Genomic DNA, 20,775 nt, shown 5'->3' on the forward strand with positions numbered 1-20,775 from the left:
CATGCAGTCGCCGCTCCGACTGGCCGGGCGCTGGCGCACCTCACCGCGACCGACTCCCCAAACCGCCGCGCAAACTTTCAGTTCGTGCAAAACTGCGTGGCATGCACGTTGAGCAGGACGCCCCCGTCGGGCTGCGCGAGGCCAAGAAGCAGGCCACCCGCCGCCGGCTGACCTCGGCCGCCCGCCGGCTCGCCGTCGAGCACGGGCTCGACCAGGTGACCGTCGAGATGATCTGCAGCGAGGTCGGCGTCTCGGTGCGGACGTTCTTCAACTACTTTGACAGCAAGGAGCAGTCGGTCGTCGGCCCGGAGATGCCCGTCGGTGACGACGCGACCCGGGCCGCCTTCGTGGCCGGCGGCCCGACCGGCCGGCTGCTCGACGACGCGCTGGAACTGTTGGACCCGACGGCCGCGGTGGAGGACGAAGGTCGGGACGAATTCCGGCTCGCCATGCAGCTCTTCGTCACCGAACCGCGGATCGTGGCCCTGCAGCTGGCCCGCGGCGTCGCCGCCGAGCGGGACCTGGCCGCCCTCATCGAGCGTCGCCGCCGCGGCGTCCGGATCCCCGGTCAGAGCCGGGGCGTCGCGACCCGGCCGGCCGTCGATCCGACGAGCGCGACACTGGCCGCCGTCGCCGGCACCGTGCTGCGCCGGGGGCTCGTCGACTGGGTGGAGAGCGGCGACGACCGGCCGCTCACCGCACATCTGGCCGACGCCGCACGCGCCGCCGCCCAGCTCTTCGACTGACCTGCAGCACCCGCACCTCCCAGCCCGGCACCAGCGGCACCACCTGCACCGCAGCTCCACCCGCCCACCCGCGAGACACCCGCCCCCGACCGGAGAACTTGATGTCCGCCACCGCCACGCAGCCGATCGTGCTCACCCAACGCCGTATCTGGTTGATCTTCTCGGCCCTGCTGGCCGGGATGTTCCTGTCGAGCCTGGACCAGACGATCGTCTCGACCGCCATGCCGACGATCGTCGGCGACCTGGGCGGCGTGGCCTATATGGCGTGGGTGACGACGGCGTACCTGCTGGCCACCACCATCGTCATGCCGATCTACGGCAAGTTCGGCGACATCTGGGGCCGCCGCACCCTTTTCCTCGTCGCCATCGGGCTGTTCACCCTCGCGTCGCTGGCCGCGGCGCTGTCGACGAACTTCTGGGAGTTCGTGGTCTTCCGCGGCATCCAGGGCCTGGGCGGCGGTGGACTGATGATCCTGTCGCAGGCGATCATCGCGGACATCGTGCCGGCCAAGGAGCGCGGCAAGTACATGGGCCCGATGGGTGCGGTGTTCGGCATCTGCGCGATCGGCGGCCCGCTGCTGGGCGGGTTCTTCACCGACCACCTGACGTGGCAGTGGTGCTTCTGGATCAACGTCCCGGTGGGTGTCGCAGCGTTCGTCATCGGCTGGCGCTTCCTGAGCCTGCCGCGCAAGCGCAACACCAAGCGGCTGGACTACCCCGGCGTGCTGCTGCTGTCCACCGCCACCACGTGCCTGATCCTGGCCACCGACTGGGGCGGCAAGCAGTACGCCTGGACGTCGCCGACGATCCTGGCCCTGATCGCCGCCGTGGTGCTGGCGGTGCTGGCGTTCATCGCGGTCGAGAACCGAGCGCAGGACCCGATCATCCCGATGTCCCTGTTCCGCAAGCCGGCCTTCGTCATCCCCACGGCGATCGGCCTGGTGCTGGGCCTGGGCATGTTCTCCGCGTTGGCGTTCATCCCGACGTTCCTGCAGATGGCCAGCGGGACCTCGGCATCGGTGTCCGGACTGCTGACCATCCCGATGATCGTCGGTCTGATCCTGACGCTGACCCTGTCGATGCGGGCGATCACCCGCACCGGCCGGTACAAGCTCTTCCCGATCGTCGGCACCGTGATCACCGCGCTGGGGATGCTGTGGCTGACCCGGCTGACCGGCGGCACCCCGATCTGGGTGGTCTGCGCCATGCTGTTCGTGCTCGGCGCCGGCCTCGGTTTCATCATGCAGGTCATCGTGCTGGTGGTGCAGAACGCCGTCTCCCCCGCCGATGTCGGCACCGCGACCAGCACCAACAACTACTTCCGCGAGGTCGGAGCGTCGCTGGGCGTCGCGGTCTTCGGGTCGATCTTCACCAGCCGGCTGGTGACCAACCTGACGGACGCGTTCCAGACCAACGCCGCCCAAGCAGCCTCTGCGCGGCTGGACCCGGCGAACCTGGTGCCGGCTCAGGTCAAGGCGGTCGGCGAGCCGTTGCACGGAGCGATCGTCAACTCCTACGCCGATGCCCTGGCCCCGGTGTTCTGGTACCTGATCCCGTTCGTGGTCGTGGCCTTCCTGCTCGCCCTGCTGCTGCCGGAGATCCCGCTGTCCGACGAGGCCGGCATGGTCGCCCGCGGCGAGGCCGTGCTGGAGAGTGCACCCGGCTCGACGGGTACCACGCCGGAGACCGTCGACCGCGCCATGGACGCAGGCGGCACCGGTGTCCAGCGGGCGGACGACGCCGGGACGCCGGTGGAGCGGGTCGGCGCCGACCGCCGATAACTCTGCCCGACGAAGGCCGGGCTCCACCCGTCCAGCACACTCCAGGAGCACCGGCAGCCACTCGCTGCCGGTGCTCCGGTCTGCAGCGGGCAGCACAGCACCGCCCGGGCACGTGCTCGGCACACCGCGGCGCCTGTCCGGAGGCGGGAACCGCCGCCGGCCGTGCTCCGTCCGAAGAGGTGATGCAGCTCCAGCTCCCCTCCCCCGCCTTCGACACGACCCCGCACGAGGACCGGCGGCCGGTCGCACGCTGGCGCCCGCCCCGCCCGATCCCGCCGCTGGCCTCACTGTCGGTCGCGGCCGCCGTGGTCTACGTCGGCCTCCTCGCGGTCGTCGGCATCGGCCTGCTGGCGACTCGTGACGAGCTGTCCCGCCGCGGTCAGGAGGCGGCCGACACGGTACTGCTGCTGTCCGGCGCCACCGCGCTGCTGTACGTGGTGGGCGTCGTGCTGCTGGTCCGGCGCACCAGCCCGGTGCCGCTCATCGTCCTCGGCGTGCTGGATGTCGTCGTCCGGCTGTGGTCCGCGGACGGGCCGCTGACCGGCCGAGACGTCCTGCTGCTCCTGCTGATCGCCGCCATCCCGGGCCCGCTGCTGTCCCCGTCCGTGCGGGGCTACTTCGACGGCAGCACCACGGTGGCCGGCCGGTCCTGACCCTGCCCGGACGTGCCAGTCAGCTGCAGTCCGGTCGGGTGCCCGGACCCCCGTCGTTGCCGCTCTGGAGGTCTTCTGCAAGGCTAACGATCGTTCCGGACGACAGAGCTGTCCACGGAGAGGGGCGATCGTGCGAGGTCTCGGTAGGCGTTGGGTCCGACTCGGGACGGCCGCCGGCGCGGCGGTGCTCGCGCTGTCGGCGGTGACGGGCACGGCCGCGGCGCAGGTCCCGACCGGCGCCGGGGCGGCACCGTCCGCGCATCGGGGCGGCGGCCACGGCTACGTCGCGACCGAAGCGTGCGTGGGCGGGACGAGCAAACTGCCGGCCCCGACCGTCACCTCCGCGGTGCTCGACACCAGATGGACCGACACCTTCCGGCGTTTCGGCGACTCCGGTGGTGGCTGGCCGGACCACGGCGGCTGGGCCGCCTCGGACGGGACCTACTCGACGACGCTGCCCGGCGGCCGCGTCGCGTGGATGTTCAACGACACCTTCCTGGGTCCGGTCAACCGGGACGAGAGCCTGCCGCGCGATGCAGGTTTCGTGCACAACTCGATCGCGCTGGCGGGTCGGGACGGGGTGCCGCGGGTCACCGTCACCGGTGGCACCCGGCGCTCGCCGGAATCCCTGGTCGGTGCGACGGTCACGGCGCCGCCGTGGGATCCCTCGGGGACCAACAGCCGCTGGTACTGGAACGGCGACGGCATCGTCGACGGCGGCAAGCTGCGGATCCTGGAGTACGCGCAGAAGCCGACGGACGCCGCGCCGCCGTGGAACTTCCAGTGGACCGACACGATGATCGCGACGTTCTCGCTTCCCGGCCTGAAGTTGGAGAGCGTCACGCCGACGTACGACCAGAGCAACATCTCCTGGGGTGTCGAGCTCTTCCGGTGCGGCGGCTGGACGTACATCTACGGCATGGAATCCGGCAACATGCACGTGGCCCGGGCCAGGGCCGGCCACCTCACCGACAATCTGTGGCAGTTCTGGACCGGCTCGGGATGGTCGACCGACCCGACGGCGTCCGCCCCGGTCATCGACAACGTGGGGTCCTCGTACGCGGTCACCCCGGTCGGCGGCTCCTTCGTGCTGACCACCAGTGACCACTACCTCGGCGACAAGATCTACACGGCCACCGCTCCCGCACCGACCGGGCCGTTCACCCACCGCAAGGAGATCTTCACCGCGCCGGAGGCGGGCGGGAACATCTACGCCCCGTACAACATCGCCGCGCACCCGGAGATCAGTGCGCCCGGGCACCTTGTGATCTCGTACAACGTGAACAGCCAGAAGATCGACGACCTCTACGCGAACGCGAACAACAACCGGCCGCGCTTCGTCGACCTGACCCTCGGCCGGTCCTGACCGCAATTGGCGGACCCGGTCACCCGACGCCCGGGTCGACGAGTTCCGGCCGGCCGAACCACGCGCCGCAGTCCCGCAGACCCTCGACCCCTACCGCCCAGTCCGGCCGCCGGAAGCGGTCCGGGGTGAGCAGCAGCCGCTGGTCCACCGCCGCGACCCCGGGATGCCGCAGCACGACCCGCGTCCCGTCCGGCACGTAGCCCACCTTGGCCGAGACCCGCAGCGACGCGAGGTTGTCGGTGAACGCCCCGCTCTTGGCACGGGTGGCACCCAGGTGATCGAACGCGAATTGGACGACGCCATTGCGCATCTCGGTCCCGATGCCGGCGCCCTGGTGCGCCGCGCCGAGCCACGAGCCGGTCGTCACGGACCGGGTGACGGCGAAGTCCCGGGCCTGCAGCTCCTGGATGCCGACCAGCTCGCCGTCGCGACGCACGGCCAGCGGCAGGGTCCACCGTTCCGGAACCGCCTCGGCGCGGGTCCGCCAGTGGTAGGCCAGCACGCCGCGGGCGACGTCGTCGGGCGCCCCCACGGTCCACGCGACGAAGAACGGCATCCGGTCCGCCGGGTGCACGCCCGCCAGGGCCAGTGCGACGAGCTCGGCCAGGTCGTCGTCGCACACCGGCGCCAGCTCGAGCCGCGGCGTCGTCAGCCGCAGTCCGAGCACCGGCAGGTACCGGTGCAGGGCGGCGCGGGTGGTCGGGCGGGTATCGGCCGTCGTCTGCACGGCGCCAGCGTCGCAGCGCCCGGCCGCCGACCGCCACCGGATTGCCACCGTGCGGCACCCGAGCGGCACCAGGCGAGCACGGAACCGGCACATCGGGGCATCACCGGGCGTGGCTCTACCCTCGGTCGCATGCGCGCGATCACCGTCACCAGGCCGGGCGGACCGGACGTGCTGCAGCCGGCCGACGTCCCGGACCCCGAACTGGGGGACGGTGAAGTCCTGCTCGACGTGGCGGCCACCGCGGTGAACCGCGCCGACCTGCTGCAACGGCAGGGCCGCTACCCCGCGCCGCCCGGAGCGTCCGACATTCTGGGCATGGAGTGCTCGGGGACGGTCGCCGCCGTCGCCCCCGGCGTCACGGCGTGGCACGTCGGCGACCAGGTCTGCGCGCTGCTGGCCGGCGGCGGGTACGCCGAGCGGGTCGCCGTCCCGGCCGTCCAGGTGTTGCCGGTCCCGGCCGGTGTCGACCTGGTCGACGCGGCGGCGCTGCCCGAGGTGGCGTGCACGGTCTGGTCGAACCTGGTGCAGGTGGCCCGGCTGGCCGCCGGCGAGACCTTGCTGGTGCACGGCGGCGCGTCCGGCATCGGCACCATGGCCATCCAGGTCGGCGTCGCCCTCGGCGCCACGGTGGCGGTCACCGCGTCGCGGCCGGCGGCGCTCGACGCCTGCCGGGCGCTCGGTGCGACGGTCACCGTCAACTACGCCGAGGACGACTTCGTGGAGCGGATCCACCAGGCCACCGAGGGCCGCGGCGCCGACGTCGTGCTCGACGTCGTCGGCGCCCGCTACCTGGATCGCAACGTCGCCGCGCTGGCCGAGGGCGGCCGGCTGGTGATCATCGGCATGCAGGGCGGCACCCGCGCCGAGCTGGACATCGCCGCGTTGATGGCCAAGCGCGCCTCCGTCGCCGGCACCACGCTGCGGTCCCGCCCGGTCACCGGGCCGCGGTCCAAGCAGGAGGTGGTGACCGCCGTGCGGGAGGGCCTGTGGCCGCTCGTCGAGCAGGGACGGGTGCGCCCGGTGATCGACAGCGTGCTGCCGCTCGACCGGGCCGGCGATGCGCACCGGCGGCTGGAACAGGGTGGCCACGTCGGCAAGGTCGTGGTGGCTGTCCGGTGACCGGGCACCGGCGAGGGCACGGTGCGCCGGCAGGCGTCGTCGCCGTCGCCCACCGGGGCGCGGCCGGCCGGGACCGGGCACGGCAGACTGTGGGAGAGACGAGAGGGGAACCGCGGTGAGCGGACCGGGAGAGCAGCGCGTGGTGGTCATCGGACCGGACGGGGCACCCGTCGGGACGGCCGTGGCCGGACAACCGGCCGGGGACGGCGGGCCGGGACCGGTGAACCCGGGGGACGCCATCGGCGAGCCGGCCAAGGTCATGCGCATCGGCACGATGGTCAAGCAGCTGCTCGAGGAGGTCCGTGCCGCGCCGCTGGACGATGCCAGCCGCGCCCGGCTCCGGGAGATCCACGCCCGGTCGATCAAGGAGCTCGAGGAGGGCCTGACGCCGGAGCTGCGGGACGAGCTCGAGCGGCTCTCGCTGCCGTTCACCGACGACTCGGTGCCCAGCGACGCCGAGCTGCGGATCGCCCAGGCGCAGCTGGTGGGGTGGCTGGAGGGCGTCTTCCACGGCCTGCAGACGGCGCTGGTGGCGCAGCAGATGGCGGCCCGGATGCAGCTGGAGCAGATGCGCGGTCGGGCCCTGCCGCCGGGGATCGTGCCGCAGGACGGCGTCGAGTCCCGCGGCAGCGGCACCGGCCAGTACCTCTGACGGATCTCCGGCCGCCGCGCACCTGAGGGCGATGGTCGGCGTCGGCGGGGTCCGCCCCGCCGGCCGGCGGTGACACCCGGCGGTGACCTGCCCGGCCCGACGGCGTGGCGGGGCGCCGGGCACGCCGCCGCCCGGGTAGAACGCGGGTCGTGGCCACTCCCAGCGCGCCCGTGCTCGCCGTGGCCAGCCGCGCCGTCGAGCTGGCCCTGGTCGCGCTGGGAGTGCTGTTCACCTTCGTCGTCGAGGACGAGCACTCGTCGCTCGAGGTCCTGCTGTGGTGGGTGCTGCTGGCGATGGTCTACCTCGTCGCCGGCGGGATCCGGCTCCGCCGGTCGCGGATCCGGCCCACCGGTGCGGTCGGCGCGCCGGGCGGCCTGTCCGGGCACCGGCTGCGCTTCACGTTCCTCTTCGCGATGATCAGCAGCCTCACCGGGCTGACCACCGCGTTCGACATCGCGCTGTCCAGCAGCCAGACCGACACCGAGCAGGCGCTGGAGGCGCTCGGCGGGGTGGCCATGATCCTGTCCTGGCTGCTGCTGCACTCGGGCTACGCCCGCAGGTACGCCCAGCTGTTCGACCGCGGCGGCGGGCTGCGGTTCCCGCAGCCGGACGCCGAGGCGCACCCGGCCGGCACCGTGCTGCCCCGCCCGACGAGCGTCGACTTCCTCTACTTCGCGTTCAGCATCGGGGCCACCTTCTCGACCTCCGACGTGCAGGTCGTGCAGTCGCGCATGCGCTGGCACGTCCTCGTGCACTCGGTGCTCAGCTTCTTCTACAACGCCGCGGTGGTGGCCTACGCGATCACCGTGCTGCGCGAGGTGTAGCAACGCAGCACCGCAGCACCACGGCCGGTCGGTCCCGGGGGACGGCGACGGGAGCCGCCGTCCCCCCGGGCGGGTCAGCGCCCGCGCAGGCCGAACGGGTTGCCGTCGGCGTCGGCCAGGACGCAGACGCGGGCCCCCGGCGCGACCTCGCGGGGGGCGCTCCGCTCGGTCGCGCCCGCGGCCAGCACCGTCGACCGCACCCCGTCCAGGTCCTCGACGTCCGCGTAGGCGACCGGCCCCTCGCTGACGTCACCCGGGGTCAGGCCGACCTCGAAACCGTCCACGTTGTAGCCGACGTAGTACGGGGTGTCGGTGTGCGGAGTGCCCAGCAGCGCGGTGTAGACCGCCTTGGTCCGCTCGATGTCGGACACCGGGACGACCAGGCTGCGGATGGTGGCGCTCACGTCTGTCTCCTCATGATCGGGCCGCCCACGCGGGCGGCCGCTGCTCTGTCCCCCACCTGACGGACGGACCCCGCAGAATGTGACAGCGATGGACGACCTGAGCGTGGAGTTCGAGAACCGGCGCACCCACCTGCGCGCCGTGGCCTACCGGTTGCTCGGTTCGGTGCACGAGGCCGACGACGCGGTCCAGGAGACCTGGCTGCGGCTGCAGCGCAGCGACGTGTCGCAGACCGGGAACCTCGGCGGGTGGCTGACCACCGTGGTCTCCCGGATCTGCCTGGACCAGCTGCGCGCCCGGGCGTCCCGCCGCGAGGTGCTGGGCGGTGACGCCGCCGCACCGGACTCGCTCCGCGACGACCGGGCCGTCGACCCGGCCGCGGAGGCCGAGCACGCCGACACCGTCGGGCGGGCACTGCTGGTCGTGCTGGACACCCTGCCGCCCGCCGAGCGGCTGGCGTTCTGCCTGCACGACCTGTTCGGGCTGTCGTTCGACGAGGTGTCCGCGGTGCTCGGCCGGAGCAGCGTGGCCTGCCGGCAGCTGGCCAGCCGCGGCCGCCGCCGGGTGCGCGGCCGCACCGACGAGGTGGAGGCCGACCGGGTCCGCCACCGCGACGTCGTGGAGGCGTTCATGGACGCCTCCCGCAACGGCCGCTTCGAGCGGCTGCTGGAGCTGCTGCACCCCGAGGCGGCGGTGTCGTCCGACGCGGCCGCGGCGGCCATGGGCTCCCCCGCGCTGGTGTCCGGTCGGGACGAGGTCGCCGGCTTCTTCTCCGGTCGGGCCCGTGCCGCCCGGCGGGCCGAGCTGGACGGGTTCGCGGCCGCCCTGTGGTCGCTGCGCGGCGAGATCAAGGTGGTCTTCGCGTTCACCGTCGAGGACGACCTGGTCCGCGAGATCGAGCTGCTGGCCGGCGACGTCGACCGACTGGACGTCCGCACGCTGCCGGCCAGGCGCAGCGCCGACTGACCGGCGTCCCGACCCGAGCGGGGACGGCAGGGCGCGCTGGCAGACGCGGTGGGACGGCCTCCGCTGCGGCCGTCCCACCGCCGGGTCACAGCGCCCGGGTGTGGTCCGGCACGCCGGCCGGCACCGGCGGCTGCGCCCAGGTGGCGGCACGGGCGGTGCCCAGCGACGCCGCGGCGGCGGCCCGGTCCACCTCGGCGGTGCCGGCCCCGTCGGGCGCCTCCGGCCCCTGCTCGCGCAGCGCCCAGGGAGAGCCGTACTCGCCGAGCAGCTCCAGGAACGGCACCGAGTCGAAGGCCTCCGGACCCAGCACCCCGGCGCCGGTCCAGGTGCCGCGGGCGATGAGCTCCATGGCGATCACCGGGCAGACCGCCGTCTGCCACACCACGGCCTGCGACCGGTACTCCCGCATCGACCAGGCGTTGTCGACGACGTGGTACAGGTACACCTCGCGGGCCCGGCCGTCCTTGCCGACGCCGCGCACCCAGGTACCGGCGCACGTCTTGCCGTGCATGCGGTCCCCCAACGTCGCCGGGTCCGGCAGCAACGCCGCGATCACGTCCCGCGGCGACACGCTGACCGAGCCGACCTGCAGGCGTTCCACCCGGTCGATGCCCAGCTTGTGCTGCAGCTTGAGCATCTCGATGAACTCCTGGCCCAGGCCGTACTTGAAGGTCACCCGGCCGACGTCCAGCCACCGCGGGATCAGCAGCACCTCTTCGTGTTCGACGTTGACGCACTCGACAGCGCCGATGCCCTCGGGGAAGTCGAACATCTCCGGCTCGGAGAACGGCGCGGTGGTGAAGTGTCCGCGGCCCCGCTCGTAGATCACCGGCGGGTTCAGGCACTCCTCGATCGTCGTCCAGATCGAGAACGTCGGCGCGAAGTCGTACCCCTCGACGGTGAGGTTGCCGCCGTCGCGGACCCCGATCTCGTCGATCCGCTCGAAGAGGTGGTCGGCGGCGTACCGGGCGAAGACGTCCGCCATCCCCGGCTCGACACCGATGCCCACGACAGCCATCCGGCCCGCGGCCTTCCAGTCCCCGTCCCGGGCGAACTGCTCGTCGCCGAGCTTGACGCCGGGCACGTTGTACGGGTCGGTGGGATGCGGCCGGGACAGCGACATGGCCATGTCCAGGTAGTGCGCCTTGGCCTCCAGCGCGGCGGTGAACAGCGGCATGACGAACCGCGGGTCGGTGGCGTTCAGCAGCGCGTCGCAGCGGTGCGCCCGCAAGAGCTCCGCCACCTGCGCCGGGTCCGTGGCGTCGACCTGCGCGGCCAGGAACCGGCCGTCGCCGACCCGTTCCACCGCCTGCCGGGCCCGGTCCAGGTCGTAGTCGGCCACGACCATGGCCTCCACGTACTCGCGCCGGGCCGCCGTGGCGACCACCGCGGAGCCGACCCCACCCGCGCCGACCAGCAGGATGCGCAGCTTGCCGGGACCGGACCGGACCGCGGGCTCGGCACGGCCGGCCAGCACCGGGGTCGACTCGTCCCAGCGGGTGCCGCTGGCCTCGTCGGCCCGGCGGCGGGCGATGCCGGCCAGGGTCTCCAGCACCACCCGGTTGCCCAGCATGGCGGTGACGTCGGCCTGGTCGTACGGCGGCGCCACCTCGACGATCTCCATGCCCACCAGCCGGGTGTCCCGGCCGATCTGCCGCACCGCGTCCAGCAGCTCCCGGCCGGTCAGCCCGCCGGGTTCCGGGGTGCCGGTGCCGGGCGCCATGCCCGGGTCGACCACGTCGATGTCGACCGACAGGAACACCCCGTCGGTGTCCCGCCCGGCCAGCTCGATCACCTCGGCGATCACCTCGTCGAGCCCGCGCCGGCGGATCTCCGCCATCTCGTACCCGCGCATGCCCTGCTCGGCCATCCAGGCCAGCTCCGGCGGCTCGGGCCAGTACCCGCGCAGCCCGACCTGGAAGAACTTGTGCCCGGGGACGGCACCGGACTCGATGACCCGGCGCATCGGCAGGCCGTGCCCGTACAGCGATCCGAACTGCAGGTCGCCGGTGTCGGCGTGGGCGTCGAAGTGGATCACCGAGATGCGGCCGTAGCCGTAGTGCTCGGCCAGCCCGGTGATGTCGGCCATGGCCACGGTGTGGTCGCCGCCGAGGATCACCGGGATCTTCCCGGCCTCGGCCAGCCCGCGGACCACGTCCTGCAGGGCCCGCAGCGAGCGGATCGTCTCGGTCGGGGCCATCTCGACGTCGCCGGCGTCGACCACCCCCAGGTCGCCGAGCGGGTCCACCCGCAGCGACAGGTGCGGGCGGGATCCGGTGTGCTCCGAGTAGTCGCAGACCCGCAGGGCCATCGGGCCCATGCGGGCGCCGGAGCGGTAGGAGGTCCCGGAGTCGTACGGAGCGCCGACGATCACCGCGGTGGCGTTCTCGTAGCTGCTCGGGTCGGACAGGTCGCACCGCGGGACCCCGGTGAAGGTCACGTCGGGCCCGTACATTGCGCCGTAGCGCGCCATGGGGAGTTCCAGTCCTTCGGTTCGGTGGTACCGGGCGGCGGCTCTCGCCGCCCGTGCCGGGCCCGCGCTCTGCGGTGCCCGGGACGGCTCAGCTTGTCCCGGCGCCTCCTCCCGCGGCAAGGCGTCGGCCGGGCGGCCAGTGCCGCGGCCGGGCCAGGCCGTCCGGGAGCCGGGTGGACGCGTCGCCCCGCGCGGCCGCCGCCTGCGGCCCGGTCAGGTACAGCACACCGCGCAGGTCGGCGCCGGCGAGCCGGGCGTCGCGCAGGTCCGCGCCGAGGAGGTCGGCGCCCCGCAGGTCGGCCCCGGACAGGTCGGTGGCGAGCAGCACCGCCCCACGCAGCTCCGCCGCCCGCAGGTCCGCACCGCGCAGGTCCCGGCCGGCGAGGTCCGCGCCGGCCAGGTCGGCCCCCGGGCGGAACCGGCCGCGACCGCCCCTCCCCCGGCCGCCCCGTGCCGACCCGCCCACCGCGGGGTCGGCCCGCCGCACCGCCGCGCTGACCGCACCGAGCACCGGTCCGACCTGCTGCCGCAGCCGCCCGACATCGACGGCAGCCAGCTCGTCGGAGGTGCCGGCCGCGAGAGCCTCCACCGTCGCGACCAGGTCGCGGACCCGAGCCGCGAGCTCGCCGGCGCCGGTCGCGGTCCCCCGGGCGGCGGCCACGGCGGCGCCCGCCTGCCCGAGCAGCAGCAGGATCTCGTGCAGGTCCCGCACCACCAGCAGGGCGGCGAACATGGACGCGGCCAGCGCGGGATCGGTGCGCCAGTCGCGGCCGTGGAAGGTCTCCCGGGTGACGCGCTGCCCCGCGCCGAAGCAGTCGAACACCGTGCATCCGGGAAAGCCCTCGGGTCGCAACCGGTCGTGGATGCCGCAGCGGAAGTCGCCCTGCAGGTGCACGCACGGCACGCCGGCCGGCTTGTCGATGGCGAAGTCGGCGGACCGGCCGAAGGGCAGCGCCACGCAGCACAGCCCCGAGCACCGGCTGCAGTCGGCCGCCAGCTCCACCGTGCTCATCGGGAAACCGTGCTCATCGGGAGACCCTGCGGCCGTTCACGAGTCGAACCCCAGCCCGAACCGGTCCAGCGAGCGCAACCACAGGTTGCGGTGGCCGGCGCGGGCGTCGGCCCTGGCCGCGGACCAGCGGGTCAGGTTGATCACGGTGGAGCGCAGGGGTTCCGGCGGGAACGGCACCGGCTTGCCGCGGATCGTCGGCATGGACGTCAGCTCGGTGCGTTCGCCGGAGAGCAGGTCGAGCATGACTTGCGCCCCGAACCGGGTGGCGCCGACGCCGAGCCCGGTGTAGCCGACCGCGTACGCCACCTGTCCGTGGTGCCCGGTGCCGAAGAACGGGAAGAAGCGCGAGCAGGTGTCGATCACGCCGCCCCAGGTGTGCGTGAACCGCACGCCCTCGAGCTGGGGGAACGTCGCGAAGAAGTGGTCGGCGAGCCGGGCGAAGGTCTCCGGGCGCTGGTCCAGCGCCGGGTCGATGCGGTTGCCGTAGTGGTAGACCGCGTCGTAGCCGCCCCAGATGATGCAGTTGTCGTCGGTGAGACGGTAGTAATGGAACAGGTTCCCGGCGTCGGAGACGCCCTGCCGGCCCTGCCAGCCGATGGTCGCCAGCTGCGCCGCCGACAGCGGCTCGGTGGCCATGGCGTAGTCGTAGACCGGCACCACGTACGGCCGGACCCGCTTGAGCAGCGACGGGAACGCGTTGGTGCCCAGGGCCACCTGGTCCGCGGAGACCGAGCCGTGCGGCGTGGTCAGGCAGATCCGCCGGCCGTCCCGCACGAGGGTCTCGACATGGGTGTTCTCGTGGATCCGCACGCCGAGCCGCTCGCACGCGTCGGCCAGCCCCCACACCAGCCGTGCCGGGTCCAGCAGCACGGTCTTGTCCTTGCCCCAGATGGCGCCCAGGTAGGTGGGCGAGTTGACCAGGGCCCGGGTGGCCGCCACGTCGAGCAGCTCGGCGTCGTCGCCGAAGTCGAGCATCCGCTCGTAGTCGGCGGCCAGGTCGCCGATCTGGTAGCTCTCCGTCGCGACCTTGAGCTCGCCGGTCTTCTCGAGCTTGCAGTCGATGCCGTGGTCCTCGATGGTGCGGACGATGCCGGCCAGGTTGGCGCGGCCGAGCCGCTCGAGCCGGGGCATGTCCTGCGGGTACCAGTCCATCCCGTTGGCCTGGCCGTGGGTCAGCGACGCCGAGCAGAACCCGCCGTTGCGGCCGGACGCCGCCCAGCCCAGCGTCCGCCCCTCCAGCAGCACGACCTCGCGCGACGGGTCCTCCTGCTTGGCGAGCAGGGCCGTCCACAGTCCGGAGTAGCCGCCGCCGACGACGGCCAGGTCCGCCCGCACCGGGCCGGACAGCGGCGGTCGCGGCTCCGGCGCGTCCGTGTCGTCGAGCCACCAGCAGACCGGCTCGCTGTCGGACAACGCGTGCCGGACCGCGCGCGCCCGCGACCTGCCGCCGGGCAGCAACGGGGACATCCGGGTACACCTCTCGGTCGGTGCGGGTCGACGGACGGCGGGCGGCACGAGGAACGTCAGAGGTCCCCACGCCACCGCGGCGGTCAGTCGGGCAGCCCGAACACCGTCCGGTGCCAGCTCTTCCGGCCGATCCCGGTGCGGTCCATCGCGACGTGCTTGATCTGGGTGTACTCCTGCAGCGAGTACACCGACATGTCCTTGCCGAAGCCCGAGGCGGCGAACCCGCCGTGCGGCATCTCGGAGAAGATCGGGATGTGGTCGTTGATCCACACCGTGCCGGCGCGCAGCTCCGCGGACGCGCGCAGCGCCCGGGTGACGCTGCCCGTCCAGGCCGAGGCGGCCAGCCCGTAGGCGGTGTCGTTGGCCAGCTCGAGTGCCTCGTCGTCGGTGTCGAACGGCAGCACCGCCAGCACCGGCCCGAACACCTCCTGCCGGACGATCTCCGAGCGCTGCGCGGCGCCGACGACCAGTGTCGGCCGGTGCCAGAAGCCCCCGCCCAGGTCGCCGCCGGGCAGCCGGCCCGGCGCGAGCACCGTCGCGCCGTCGGCCTCCGCCCGCGCCACCATGGCGGCGACCTTGTCCCGGTGCCGCGCCGAGGACAGCGGCCCGAGGTCGGTGGCCGGATCGTCCGGAGCACCGAGCACGATGCCGGCGAACAGGTCGGCCACCCCGGAGACGAAGCGGTTCAGCAGGTCCCGGTGCACGTAGGCGCGGGTGGCCGCGGTGCAGTCCTGGCCCGTGTTGATCAGCGAGCCGGCGACGGCGCCGTGCACGGCCGCCTCCAGGTCGGCGTCCGGGAACACCACGAACGGCGCCTTGCCGCCGAGTTCGAGGTGGACCCGCGCCGACCGGGCGGCGCACTCGGCCATCACCCGCCGGCCCACCGCGGTGGACCCGGTGAAGGAGACCATGTCCACGCCGGGGTGGGCGACGAGCGCCGCTCCGGCCTCGGCGCCGGTGCCGGCGACGACCTGCACCACGCCGTCGGGGATTCCGGCCGCGGCGGCCGACTCGGCCAGCAGCACCGCGGTCAGCGGGGTGATCTCGGCCGGCTTGAGGACGACGGTGTTGCCCGCCGCCACCGCCGGCAGGATCTTCCAGGCCGCCATCTGCAGGGGGTAATTCCAGGGCGCCACGGAACCGACCACACCCACCGGCTCCCGCCGGACCAGCGACGTGTGGTCCGGCGAGTACTCGCCCGCCGCCGATCCCTCGAGCACCCGGGCGGCGCCGGCGAAGAAGGCGGTGTTGTCCACGGTGCCGGGGACGTCGAAGCCCGTCGACAGCTTGTGCGGCTTCCCGGTCTGGGCGGACTCCGCCGTCGCCAGCTCGCCCGCGCGGCGCTCCAGCTCGGCGGCCAGCGCGTGCAGCAGGGTGGAGCGCTCGGCGGGGGTGGTCCGCGACCAGGACCCGAACGCGGCCCGCGCCCGGTGGACCGCCGCGTCGACGTCGGCGGCCGTGGCCGTGGCGTACCGGGTGAGCGGCCGGCCGGTGCACGGGTCGAGGACGGTGAACGGCTCGCCCGAGCCGCCGCTCGGCGTCCCGGCGACCGGGGGTGTCGTGCCGGACGCCGGGACCGCGGGGGCCGGGGCGCTGCGCGCGCGGTCCGTCCCGACACCGGCGGAGGTGGCGACGTTCCCGGTCTGCGACATGGTGGTCAGCGCCTCCCGGCGGCCGGGCGGCGGCGGCGCAGCAGCAACCCGCCGCCGACCACGACGAGCGTGATCAGCAGCATGGCCGTGCCGATGACGTTGACCTGCACCGGCAGCGCCCGCTGGTAGGCGCCCCAGACGAACATCGGGAAGGTCACCGTCGACCCGGAGTTGAAGTTGGTGATGATGAAGTCGTCGAAGGACAGCGAGAAGCTCAGCAGCGCGGCCGCGACGATGCCGGGCAGCACCAGCGGGAGGGTGACCCGCAGGAACGTCTGGGTGCGGTTGGCGTACAGGTCCATGGCCGCCTGTTCCAGCCGCGGGTCCATACCGGCCAGCCGGGCCTTGACCGTGACGATGACGAAGCTGACGCAGAACATGACGTGCGCGATGAAGATCGTCAGCTGGCCCAGCGGGACGCCGATGTTGATGAACAACGTCAGCAGCGACGACCCGGCCACCACCTCCGGGGTGGCCATCGGCAGGAAGATCAACACGTTGGTGACGGCGCGGCCGCGGAACCGGTGCCGGCCCAGGGCGAACGCGGCCAGGGTGCCGAGCAGGGTGGCGGTCAGCGTCGCCAGCACGCCGATCTTGATGCTGACCAGCAGCGAGTCGCACATGCCGGAGACCGCGCACGGGTGCGCCCAGGCGTTGGTGGAGAACCGCACCCAGGTGTAGTTGAAGCGGCCGGTCGGCTGGTTGAAGGAGAACAGCACCACCACGAAGATCGGCACGAACAGGTAGAGCAGTCCGAGGGCGCCGAAGAACACGACCAGGTGCTCGCGCAGCCAGCGGCCCGGACGCGGGCGCGGCCGCGGGGCCGGCCGGCGGGCGTCGGTCGCCGACACCCGCGACCGGGCCGAGGGGGTCGATGTGGTGGCGGCGGGGCTCAGCGAGGTCACGGCGTCACACCAGCTCGTCCGTGCCGGAGCGGCGCACGTACACGGTCACCAGGACGACGATCGCCACCATCAGCACCAGGGACATGGCCGCGGCGCTCGGGTAGTCGCGCTGGGTCAGCGCCAAGGAGTCGATGACGTTGCCGGTCATGGTCTCGGACACCGACCCGAGGAACTGCTGGTTGACGAAGTCACCGGCGGCCGGGATGAAGGTCAGCAGGGTCCCGCCGACCACCCCGGGCAGCGACAGCGGCCAGGTCACCCGCCAGAACCCCTGCCAGGCGTTGGCGTACAGGTCGCCGGAGGCCTGCAGCAGCGCCGGGTCGATCTTCTCCAGCGAGGTGTACAGCGGCAGCGTCATGAACGGCAGGAAGTTGTAGGTCAGGCCGAGCACCACCGCCACCGGCGTCGCCAGCAACCGGCCCGACGTCAGCCCCAGCCAGTCGGTCACCGACATCAGCCCGGTGGACTTCATGATCGAGACCACCCAGCCCTGGTCGGCCAGGATCTGCCGCCAGGCCAGCGTGCGGATCAGGAAGCTGGTGAAGAATGGCGCGACCACCAGCGCCAGCAGCACGTTGCGCCACCGACCGGCCCGGCGGGCGATGGTGTAGGCCAAGGGGTAGGCGATCAGCAGCGCGAACAGGGTGGCGGCGGCCGCATAGGCGAAGGACCGCAGGAACTGCGGCCAGTACTGCGTCAGCACGTCGCCGTAAGTGGCCCAGTGCCAGGTGATCGAGTAGCCCTGCTGGAGGTCGCCGGTCTGCAGCGAGGTCGACGCCAACGTCAGCGTCGGCAGGACGTAGAACACCACCAGCGCCAGCAGCGCCGGCAGCAGCAGGAAGTACGGGGTCAGCCGGCGTGAGCCGACCGGGCCGGCGGAGTCCGGGCCCGCGCCGCGCACGGGGCCGTCCGGTCCGCCGGTCCGTTCCACCGAGGAGATGCCGACCCCGGCCGCCGCCACGCTCATGAGGCGGTCTCCGCGGCGGTCGCCCGCTCCCAGGCGCCGGTCTCCAGACCGAAGGTGTGCTCCGGGCGCCAGGACAGGGTGACCTGCTCGCCGACCCGACGCAGGTGGGTGGACAGGTTCTGGGTGAAGACCGTCAGCTCCTCGTCCTGCCGGGTGCGGACGAGGTACTGCGTCGAGACGCCGATGAAGGACGCGTCGACCACCGTGCCGTCGATCCGGTTCCAGCCCTCCTCGGCGACGCCGAGATCGCCCAGGTGCACCTTCTCCGGCCGGACGCCGACCTCGACGTCCGGCCCCGGCACGGACAGCCGGGCCGCCGGCATGAGGATCCGGTTGCCCTCGGCGGACAGCTCGACGACGTCGCCGTGCCGGGCCACCACCCGGGCCGCCAGGAGGTTGGACTGCCCGAGGAACCCGGCGACGAACGCGGTGCGCGGGTTCTCGTACAGCTCGACCGGGGCGCCGAGCTGCTCGACCCTGCCCAGGTTCATCACCGCGATGGTGTCGGCCATGGTCATGGCCTCTTCCTGGTCGTGCGTCACGTGGATGAACGTGATGCCGACCTCGGTCTGGATGCGCTTGAGCTCCAGCTGCATCTGCCGGCGCAGCTTGAGATCCAGCGCGCCCAGCGGCTCGTCGAGCAGCAGCACCTTCGGCCGGTTGACCAGCGCCCGCACCACGGCGATCCGCTGCTGCTGGCCGCCCGACAGCTGGGCCGGCTTCCGCTGGGCCAGGTGGGTCAGCTCGACCAGCTCCAGCATCTCCATGACCTGACGGCGGACGTCGCCCACCTTGCGCCGGCGCAGACCGAAGGCGACGTTCTCGAAGATCGTCATGTGCGGGAACAGCGCGTAGTTCTGGAACACCGTGTTGGTCGGCCGCTGGTAGGGCCGGGTGCCGGCGACGTCGCGGCCGCCGATGTGGATGGCGCCGGCCGTCGGCTCCTCCAGGCCGGCCACCATCCGCAGCGTGGTCGTCTTGCCGCAGCCCGACGGGCCGAGCAGCGCGAAGAACGACCCCTCCGGCACCGAGATGTCGATGCCGTCGACGGCGCGGGTGGCGCCGAACGCCTTCACCAACCCCCGGATCTCGACACCGCCGCCACCGTCCGGGGCGGCCGCGACCCGGCGACCGGCACCGGGCGCCGGGACCGCAGCGGTCGCCGGCCCGGGACCGGTCACCGCACCGCGCACCGCACCGGTCACCGCGCTCACGCCCCGGAGAGCTTGGCGAACGCGGCGTTGTACCGCTTCTCCTGGTCCGGGTCCAGCTCCATGAAGCCCTTGGCCTTGGACAGCGTGGCCGCGTCCGGGAAGATCAGGACGTTCTTGGCCGTCTCCGGATCCTGCTTGGCCAGCACCTCCTTGGTGCCCACCACCGGGGTGATGTAGTTGACCGCCTCGGCCACCTGCGCGGCGACCGCCGGCTGGTAGTAGTAGTTGATCAACGTCTCGGCGTTCTTCTTGTGCGGCGTCAGGATCGGGACGACCAGGTTGTCGCTCCACAGCGTGTAGCCGGCCTCCGGCAGCACGTACTGCAGGTCCGGGTTGTCCGCCTTGAGCGTCACCACGTCGCCGGTCCACGCCAGGCACGCGGCGATGTCGCCGGCGACCAGTCCCTGCGCGTAGTCGTTGCCGGTGAACTGCCGGATCTGCTTGGCGTCCACGGCCGCCTGCAGCTTGGCCATGGCCTCGGTGAACTGCTCGTCGGTGAAGTCCTCGGGGTTGTAGCCGAGATCGAGCAGCGTCAGCCCGACGGTGTCGCGCATCTCGGTCAGCAGGGTGACCTTGCCGCGCAGCGACGAGTCGGTGAGCAGCTGGTCCATCGACTCGACCTTCTTGCCGCCGAGCGCCGCGGGGTTCTGCGCGATGCCGGTCAGACCGGACTGCCAGGTCAGCGAGTACTTACGCCCCTTGTCGAACGGCACGTCCATCAGCGCCGGCTGCAGGTTCTTCAGGTTCGGGATCAGCGCGTGGTCCAGCGGCTGCACCCAGCCCAGCTGGATGAGCTTGCCGGCCATCCAGTCGGTGACCACGAACAGGTCGGCGTTGATCGGACGACCGGCGGACAGCTGCGGCTGGATCTTGGCGAAGTACTGGTTGTTGTCGTTGACGTCCTCGGTGTAGGTGACCTTGATGCCGGTCTCCTTGGTGAAGGCGTCGAGCGTCGGGTGGTCGCTGGCGTTGTTCTCGCCGACGTCGATGTATTCCGGCCAGTTGGACCAGTTCAACGTCTTGTCGGTGTCCGACCGGTCGGCGACCGACGGGACGGAGGCGGACGCGCTGCTCGAGGTGCCGGCCGACGAGCCGGAGGTGGCCGCACCGGAGGCCGACGACCCGGCGGGTGCCGCGGCCGACGAGGACACACCGGTGGACGAGGACGACGCGCCGGTGGAGGACGACGAGGCCCCGCTGCCGGTCCCCTTCACCCCGCAGGCGGCCAGCAGGGCGGCTGCCCCGCCCATCCCGGCGCCGCGCAGCAGCGTGCGCCGGCTCAGGCCGGCACGGCGCAGCTGCGCCAGGATCTCCTGCTGGTCACGGTCGGGAACGGGCATACGAAAACCTCCTGGCGGTCATCGGTCGAGCGATCGTCACATCACCGGGGGGCTGCCGCAAGGGATTCCGTCGCTCGGTAGCACGATCGCAACGTAAACCGCCTCTGGCGCTTCCGGTGTCGCCTGAACGGGGCGGAAACCCCGGCCAGGCGCGGCCCCGTCGCCGCTCCGGCCCCGGCATCCGGTCCGGCATGCCCGGTTCGGGTGCCGGTGACCGGTTGGCCGTCCGGACGAACCCCCGGAGCGGCGGCTCGGCGCCGGCCTCGCACCGGTTGCCCTGGCCGCCCAAGGACCCGGGCCGGGCTCAGCGTACCGAGCGGCCGCGCGACCGGCGGCGACGCGGACGGGCAGCAGGACCGGGACGGCATCCCGGCCGGGCGACACGGCACCGTCGACGACGATCCGCACCGGTGCACCTCCCCTGACACTCCCCGCACCGCTGGCCCCTGGTCACGACGGTTATCGCATCCCCGGCGGCCACAAGCAAGGCTTTCCGCGTCCAGTGGACG

Annotated in this window: 17 protein-coding genes and 2 pseudogenes; 8 read left to right on the plus strand and 11 right to left on the minus strand. The window is 72.9% G+C overall.

Annotated elements, in window-relative coordinates; genetic code table 11:
- The first annotated feature begins 101 nt into the window (after positions 1 to 101).
- The 4 genes from IEY37_RS19940 (at position 102) to IEY37_RS19955 (ending at position 4,546) form a co-directional block, all read left to right on the plus strand.
- The gene (locus IEY37_RS19940; RefSeq protein ID WP_188944688.1) at positions 102 to 746 is read left to right on the plus strand and encodes a TetR/AcrR family transcriptional regulator; all 645 of its coding nucleotides are present in this window, start codon (positions 102 to 104) and stop codon (positions 744 to 746) included.
- Between the two features lie 101 nt (positions 747 to 847).
- The gene (locus IEY37_RS19945) at positions 848 to 2,527 is read left to right on the plus strand and encodes an MDR family MFS transporter (RefSeq protein ID WP_188944689.1); all 1,680 of its coding nucleotides are present in this window, start codon (positions 848 to 850) and stop codon (positions 2,525 to 2,527) included.
- 182 nt (positions 2,528 to 2,709) lie between these two features.
- Positions 2,710 to 3,180 carry a hypothetical protein gene (locus tag IEY37_RS19950; RefSeq protein WP_188944690.1) on the plus strand — a complete coding sequence of 157 codons (471 nt, stop codon included), beginning with the start codon at positions 2,710 to 2,712 and terminating at the stop codon, positions 3,178 to 3,180.
- Positions 3,181 to 3,382: 202 nt separating this feature from the next.
- Positions 3,383 to 4,546: a DUF5005 domain-containing protein gene (locus tag IEY37_RS19955; RefSeq protein ID WP_188944691.1), complete on the plus strand. Its 1,164-nt coding sequence runs from the start codon at positions 3,383 to 3,385 to the stop codon at positions 4,544 to 4,546.
- 19 nt (positions 4,547 to 4,565) lie between these two features.
- On the opposite strand, the gene IEY37_RS19960 is transcribed toward IEY37_RS19955, so the two are convergent.
- Positions 4,566 to 5,273 carry a GNAT family N-acetyltransferase gene (locus tag IEY37_RS19960; protein WP_229674687.1) on the minus strand — a complete coding sequence of 236 codons (708 nt, stop codon included), beginning with the start codon at positions 5,271 to 5,273 and terminating at the stop codon, positions 4,566 to 4,568.
- A 129-nt stretch (positions 5,274 to 5,402) separates the two neighbouring features.
- Between IEY37_RS19960 and IEY37_RS19965 the strand changes: the two genes are divergently transcribed.
- The 3 genes from IEY37_RS19965 to IEY37_RS19975 all read left to right on the plus strand — a co-directional run bounded on the left by IEY37_RS19965 (position 5,403) and on the right by IEY37_RS19975 (position 7,868).
- Positions 5,403 to 6,392: an NAD(P)H-quinone oxidoreductase gene (locus IEY37_RS19965; protein WP_188944693.1), complete on the plus strand. Its 990-nt coding sequence runs from the start codon at positions 5,403 to 5,405 to the stop codon at positions 6,390 to 6,392.
- Between the two features lie 115 nt (positions 6,393 to 6,507).
- Complete coding sequence (locus IEY37_RS22600) at positions 6,508 to 7,044, plus strand: bacterial proteasome activator family protein (RefSeq protein ID WP_188944694.1); 537 nt, start codon at positions 6,508 to 6,510, stop codon at positions 7,042 to 7,044.
- 149 nt (positions 7,045 to 7,193) lie between these two features.
- The gene (locus tag IEY37_RS19975; RefSeq protein WP_188944695.1) at positions 7,194 to 7,868 is read left to right on the plus strand and encodes a DUF1345 domain-containing protein; all 675 of its coding nucleotides are present in this window, start codon (positions 7,194 to 7,196) and stop codon (positions 7,866 to 7,868) included.
- A 74-nt stretch (positions 7,869 to 7,942) separates the two neighbouring features.
- On the opposite strand, the gene IEY37_RS19980 is transcribed toward IEY37_RS19975, so the two are convergent.
- Positions 7,943 to 8,272 carry a VOC family protein gene (locus tag IEY37_RS19980; protein ID WP_188944696.1) on the minus strand — a complete coding sequence of 110 codons (330 nt, stop codon included), beginning with the start codon at positions 8,270 to 8,272 and terminating at the stop codon, positions 7,943 to 7,945.
- 88 nt (positions 8,273 to 8,360) lie between these two features.
- Between IEY37_RS19980 and IEY37_RS19985 the strand changes: the two genes are divergently transcribed.
- The gene (locus IEY37_RS19985) at positions 8,361 to 9,236 is read left to right on the plus strand and encodes a sigma-70 family RNA polymerase sigma factor (protein ID WP_188944697.1); all 876 of its coding nucleotides are present in this window, start codon (positions 8,361 to 8,363) and stop codon (positions 9,234 to 9,236) included.
- Between the two features lie 226 nt (positions 9,237 to 9,462).
- Here the strand turns inward: IEY37_RS19985 and IEY37_RS22910 are convergent.
- The 9 genes and pseudogenes from IEY37_RS22910 to IEY37_RS20030 all read right to left on the minus strand — a co-directional run.
- Positions 9,463 to 10,665 (minus strand): annotated as a pseudogene (locus IEY37_RS22910) (saccharopine dehydrogenase family protein); the annotation flags it as partial.
- A 120-nt stretch (positions 10,666 to 10,785) separates the two neighbouring features.
- A pseudogene (gene speB, locus IEY37_RS22915) lies at positions 10,786 to 11,709 on the minus strand (agmatinase); the annotation flags it as partial.
- A gap of 88 nt (positions 11,710 to 11,797) precedes the next feature.
- On the minus strand, positions 11,798 to 12,721 hold the full coding sequence (locus IEY37_RS20000; protein ID WP_188944698.1) for a pentapeptide repeat-containing protein: 924 nt from the start codon (positions 12,719 to 12,721) through the stop codon (positions 11,798 to 11,800).
- 36 nt (positions 12,722 to 12,757) lie between these two features.
- The gene (locus IEY37_RS20005; protein WP_188944699.1) at positions 12,758 to 14,188 is read right to left on the minus strand and encodes an NAD(P)/FAD-dependent oxidoreductase; all 1,431 of its coding nucleotides are present in this window, start codon (positions 14,186 to 14,188) and stop codon (positions 12,758 to 12,760) included.
- Positions 14,189 to 14,271: 83 nt separating this feature from the next.
- Complete coding sequence (locus IEY37_RS20010) at positions 14,272 to 15,840, minus strand: aminobutyraldehyde dehydrogenase (RefSeq protein WP_188944700.1); 1,569 nt, start codon at positions 15,838 to 15,840, stop codon at positions 14,272 to 14,274.
- Between the two features lie 5 nt (positions 15,841 to 15,845).
- Positions 15,846 to 16,745 carry an ABC transporter permease gene (locus tag IEY37_RS20015; protein ID WP_229674689.1) on the minus strand — a complete coding sequence of 300 codons (900 nt, stop codon included), beginning with the start codon at positions 16,743 to 16,745 and terminating at the stop codon, positions 15,846 to 15,848.
- A 4-nt stretch (positions 16,746 to 16,749) separates the two neighbouring features.
- Complete coding sequence (locus tag IEY37_RS20020; protein WP_188944701.1) at positions 16,750 to 17,712, minus strand: ABC transporter permease; 963 nt, start codon at positions 17,710 to 17,712, stop codon at positions 16,750 to 16,752.
- Complete coding sequence (locus tag IEY37_RS20025) at positions 17,709 to 18,800, minus strand: ABC transporter ATP-binding protein (protein ID WP_373298402.1); 1,092 nt, start codon at positions 18,798 to 18,800, stop codon at positions 17,709 to 17,711. The genes IEY37_RS20020 and IEY37_RS20025 overlap by 4 nt, the downstream gene beginning before the upstream one ends.
- Before the next feature lie 122 nt (positions 18,801 to 18,922).
- Complete coding sequence (locus tag IEY37_RS20030; protein WP_229674691.1) at positions 18,923 to 20,266, minus strand: polyamine ABC transporter substrate-binding protein; 1,344 nt, start codon at positions 20,264 to 20,266, stop codon at positions 18,923 to 18,925.
- Positions 20,267 to 20,775: the final 509 nt, after the last annotated feature.

Origin of the sequence: Nakamurella endophytica, assembly GCF_014646215.1 — a bacterium.
Lineage (GTDB): Bacteria > Actinomycetota > Actinomycetes > Mycobacteriales > Nakamurellaceae > Nakamurella > Nakamurella endophytica.

Bases quoted from the DNA above. Each gene is read 5' to 3' on its own strand.
- IEY37_RS19940 (WP_188944688.1), top strand. From the start codon at position 102: ATGCACGTTGAGCAGGACGCCCCCGTCGGGCTGCGCGAGGCCAAGAAG.
- IEY37_RS19945 (WP_188944689.1), top strand. From the start codon at position 848: ATGTCCGCCACCGCCACGCAGCCGATCGTGCTCACCCAACGCCGTATC.
- IEY37_RS19950 (WP_188944690.1), top strand. From the start codon at position 2,710: ATGCAGCTCCAGCTCCCCTCCCCCGCCTTCGACACGACCCCGCACGAG.
- IEY37_RS19965 (WP_188944693.1), top strand. From the start codon at position 5,403: ATGCGCGCGATCACCGTCACCAGGCCGGGCGGACCGGACGTGCTGCAG.
- IEY37_RS19985 (WP_188944697.1), top strand. From the start codon at position 8,361: ATGGACGACCTGAGCGTGGAGTTCGAGAACCGGCGCACCCACCTGCGC.
- IEY37_RS20000 (WP_188944698.1), bottom strand. From the start codon at position 12,721: ATGAGCACGGTGGAGCTGGCGGCCGACTGCAGCCGGTGCTCGGGGCTG.
- IEY37_RS20005 (WP_188944699.1), bottom strand. From the start codon at position 14,188: ATGTCCCCGTTGCTGCCCGGCGGCAGGTCGCGGGCGCGCGCGGTCCGG.
- IEY37_RS20010 (WP_188944700.1), bottom strand. From the start codon at position 15,840: ATGTCGCAGACCGGGAACGTCGCCACCTCCGCCGGTGTCGGGACGGAC.
- IEY37_RS20020 (WP_188944701.1), bottom strand. From the start codon at position 17,712: ATGAGCGTGGCGGCGGCCGGGGTCGGCATCTCCTCGGTGGAACGGACC.
- IEY37_RS20030 (WP_229674691.1), bottom strand. From the start codon at position 20,266: ATGCCCGTTCCCGACCGTGACCAGCAGGAGATCCTGGCGCAGCTGCGC.